The sequence below is a fragment of the Pseudomonas sp. 67(2021) genome, assembly GCF_017491835.1.
GTDB lineage: Bacteria > Pseudomonadota > Gammaproteobacteria > Pseudomonadales > Pseudomonadaceae > Aquipseudomonas > Aquipseudomonas atacamensis.
The window spans coordinates 1-3,877 of record NZ_JAFGYL010000049.1; the positions used below are offsets into that span (position 1 = coordinate 1).

Genomic DNA, 3,877 nt, shown 5'->3' on the forward strand with positions numbered 1-3,877 from the left:
CATTAGCGACATGGGTTTTGGATACTCACAAATACTCCCCGTCATTGTGTCAATGTGGTTAGAGCTTGAGGCTACAGCAGATAGATACCCACGAGGGTTTATGCCTAGCCATTCTCGAACCTTGGTAATTGAACAACCAGAACTCCATCTCCACCCCGCACTCCAATATAAATTCGGTGCTGCACTAGCTCAAATAGCCAGCATGTCAAAATCTCGAGACTTTAGAATTGTTATTGAAACTCATAGCAGCCAAATGATCGAGGCGATTGGAGAAGGCGTAAGACGAAATATTATCACTGGCGACGACATCAACATTACACTTTTTGAAAAAAATGATAATGACTGCACAGATATCACTCTTTCAGGTTTTGATAGTGAAGGGTATCTGACCAATTGGCCTGCTGGTTTTCTTTCTGCCTAACTATGATAATATTCGTAAGAGAAATTCCTAATATCTCCTCCTTAACCGCGACGCAAGAAGCCGCGTTAGAACGGCTACTTTGGACTTATGGGCGCGGTGTTCATGTTTTGTGGATGCCTGTAGGTTTAGTCGAAGAACTGTTAACTCTCACTTGCTTCAGCAGCTATGCCAAGCGAGCTCTTTATGAGTTAAAATCAGCCGCGGTATTCTCCAAAAATCTATTGGAAAGCGAGTTCAACTTCCGCATCGTAATAGACTTCTCAACCCGACACTCCCTAAGACTAGATAGAAACGAGCTTATTGCAGGATACGAAAATGCACTGGATGAGAGATTTTTGTTAGAACCAGTAATGCTAACAGAAAATGAGATTGATGCTGCAATCTATCAATCGTTCTCGAATGCATTCTTCTCTGATAGAAAAAACTTAAGGTCGTCTTACACGCTTAGGCTTGAAACGCAAGGAGGTGGAGGTTCTGATACTGTAAAAAAATTTGCTCGATATCTGGAAGAAAAGCGCCCACTCCTATGTTTTATTGACAGCGACAAGAAACACCCAAAAGGATGTTTCGGTGCAACGTCCCAACACTTCAACAAGTATTCAAAGGGACTAAATGCAGGCTACCATCTAGAGATACTTAATGTTCATGAAATCGAAAACCTCATACCGGTCAGCCTAATAAACATTCTTTATCCAGACCACTCTTATGGTGCAATTTACAACAATCCTGCGTGTCGGAAATACAAGGGATATCCAGACCACAAAAAAGGATTAACTGTCAAAGCCGCAAAAGAACAAGACGAAACTTATCAAGACAACTTCTGGAGAGAGTTCTATCACCTGGAAGATGATGCAAACCTATGCGGAACTTTTAGCAATCTGATACAAAAAACGAAAAACTATCTTGAGAAGACAACCCCACACAAACTCCGTGAACTACTGGACGACCATCTTGACGTAGAACTTTATAACATTTCAAGAACTGTTACCGACTGGGGCATAAGCATGCGACGGACTCTTTCATAGCACTCGCGAGAAAACGAATAATCTTCAATTAGCTAAAGATGTAACACAGCACGAAATTCGAGACTGCCTATCGGAGTCACTGGTAGATAATCGTTCTGAACCGAAACTTGGTCACGGAGAAAAGTGCTATGAAAGTACGGATAGCGGTAGCTGCACTGCTGGGGCTAATGACGAGTGGTAGTGCCATGGCTTTAGACGGGAATGGGCTGCTCAGTGCCTGCCAGACAACGATCAGATTCTCAGACGATAACAGTAAGAAGATTGACCCATTTGATGTAGGCCAGTGCACGGGGATTGTTGAGGGTGTAGAGGGGGCGATTCTGGTGTTGAACGACTCAGTGTCCGCCGATATGAAAACTTGCTACCCCGCAAATGGGACTACCAACATCCAGAAGGCCAGGATCGTAGTGAAGTACCTGCAAGATCATCCAGACCAACTTCACCTACCCGCCGCTGCTCTGACGCTAATTTCCTATATGAGGGCGTTTCCCTGCAAGAAGTGATCAAGAACTTTTTCTGCACAAAAAACTACCCCGCCCAAAATTTTCATCTTCATCTTTTTATAAGTCTGGGTTTTCGTCCCGAAATATTAACTTGAGCGCATCCTCTGAAATACTGGGGTGAAAGCCAGTGCTATCAAGCAACGAAATCCCGCCTCAGCCAGAGAGGCCCAAGCGGAACCAGAAATAAGTTGGGGCACGCCCCCCCAAACATCGACCGGGTGAGACATTAGGCTGCCGCTGTTTCTCGCTTGATCCGATAGACAGTAGCGACACCACAATCAGCCAGTTTGGCAATCTGATCAGCGGACATGGTTGGATGTTTCTGCATCAGCGCCTGTACCTCCGACCATTTGGCAACGTTCCTTCCTTTACCTGATGGCTTCCATTCAGGGTCAGCAGCTTTCTTGTTTTCCAAACCCTGCTTGATGCGTTCCACACGTTTCTCTTGATCCAATCGAGCCATGGTTGCCATCAAATCAATCAACATGTTGTTGATCACATCCATAATTTGCCCGGTGATTCCTTTGGCTTCAACCAGCATGTGACTGGTAGGCAGATCAGCTACAACCAACCGAAGTCCCTTGGCTTTGATGGTGGCTTTGAGGATGTCCCAGTCAGCCTGTGAGAGGCGACTCAGGCGGTCTACAGACTCAACCAATAGCACGTCTCCCCTCTCGGCAGTATCGAGCAAGGCAAGCAACTCAGGACGATTGAGCTTGGTTCCGCTGATGTTCTCTGCATACACGCCAACGATGTTCAAACCCTTCTCGACGGCGAACTGCTCCAAGGCCACTTTTGCACGGTTGGCGTCTTGGTCTTTGGTCGATGCACGGAGGTACAAGTGGGCGTTCATGGCTGGCTATCCTTTGGAGTCTTGATCTGATAGAGCTATGATAAACTATCATTAGCCTATTTTAAAGACATTACTGATAGTATATTTTCGCCACTGCGGAGCGTCCGCTGCACTACCGGATAGGTCTACTTTTCTGATAGCACGGATAGCTGGTCGAAATTCAGCGGAGGCTAGGCTACGAATGATGTCAAATCAATCTCGGTACCTGACACCGGTAGTGACGGGAAGCAAAAAGGAAAATTTTACTATCCTGTCCTGTCCTGTCCTGTCACCCGTTAGATTGGACGCAAGCTCTAATGAATTGCTGCCCTAATTGGGTCGGGCGAATGATTTGTCTTATTATTTCCGCCTTGACGTCTGGCATTTGATTTATCACTGAAACGGTCTGTCTGACGATTGGTTCAGATTCCAATCCCTCATAGGGGTCGTCTTCAGAAAGGTACAATCCTTCGGGAATTTCGGTGAGCCCCAGCCTACACAAATTATTGAAGTAACTAGGTAGATTGTCGGGAATGGCGATTCCTGCAGAATTTGAGAATGTTGAAAAATAGACAAGCTGCTCACGTGTACCGACGTTTGTTTTGCGCTCTAAGACTGTCAATATAGGGTGCATTCTGTTGTTGGCGAATAGCTTCATGAGTTTCGCCTCGTCAGACGTCAACTGTTTGATAATTTCTACGAAAGCTGGGTGGGCTTGATTAGCCGTAACCACATTCATGGCGCTAGCCAGAAGGTTGGCATACATATCGGATAGTGAATCGCTGTGCCCTGTATATCTGAGTGCCTCTAGAGCAGGGCCTGCAATGTTGAGCCCAGGTTGAATGATTGCTTCGGGCGGTACGTTCTTCAATCGTTCCGCAACTTTTCCTGAAACGAACTCTTGAATCTGTTCGTAGCCCCAGATCATCAGGCCTACAGGGGCCAGAGCCATATTGACCGTTTTGGCAACCGTCTCCAATGCTTTGCCGAGTTGCTTTGCAGCCGGTCTTGCTAGGTCATCGTAGATAGGAACGGCCTGCACAAGGCCTGTCACTGCGTCTATTACATCTTTTGTTTTTCCGGCAGCACCTTCAGC

The 3,877-nt window shown here is 46.2% G+C and carries 4 protein-coding genes; 2 read left to right on the plus strand and 2 right to left on the minus strand.

The genetic code is table 11. The features are described from left to right. Both J5M66_RS26395 and J5M66_RS26400 read left to right on the plus strand, forming a co-directional pair. Positions 1 to 421, plus strand: a 421-nt coding sequence (locus J5M66_RS26395) for an AAA family ATPase (RefSeq protein ID WP_207817522.1), incomplete at its 5' end; no start/stop codon positions are given. A gap of 113 nt (positions 422 to 534) precedes the next feature. Next, the gene (locus J5M66_RS26400) at positions 535 to 1,446 is read left to right on the plus strand and encodes a hypothetical protein (RefSeq protein ID WP_207809202.1); all 912 of its coding nucleotides are present in this window, start codon (positions 535 to 537) and stop codon (positions 1,444 to 1,446) included. 729 nt (positions 1,447 to 2,175) lie between these two features. On the opposite strand, the gene J5M66_RS26405 is transcribed toward J5M66_RS26400, so the two are convergent. Both J5M66_RS26405 and J5M66_RS26410 read right to left on the minus strand, forming a co-directional pair. Further along, positions 2,176 to 2,802: a recombinase family protein gene (locus J5M66_RS26405; protein ID WP_207809200.1), complete on the minus strand. Its 627-nt coding sequence runs from the start codon at positions 2,800 to 2,802 to the stop codon at positions 2,176 to 2,178. Positions 2,803 to 3,070: 268 nt separating this feature from the next. Further along, the coding region (locus J5M66_RS26410; RefSeq protein ID WP_207817523.1) for a DUF4393 domain-containing protein at positions 3,071 to 3,877 on the minus strand (807 nt) is incomplete at its 5' end.

What these genes read in the sequence shown, in the direction of transcription:
- J5M66_RS26405 (WP_207809200.1), bottom strand. Translation starts at nt 2,802, where the DNA reads ATGAACGCCCACTTGTACCTCCGTGCATCGACCAAAGACCAAGACGCC.
- J5M66_RS26400 (WP_207809202.1), top strand. Translation starts at nt 535, where the DNA reads ATGCCTGTAGGTTTAGTCGAAGAACTGTTAACTCTCACTTGCTTCAGC.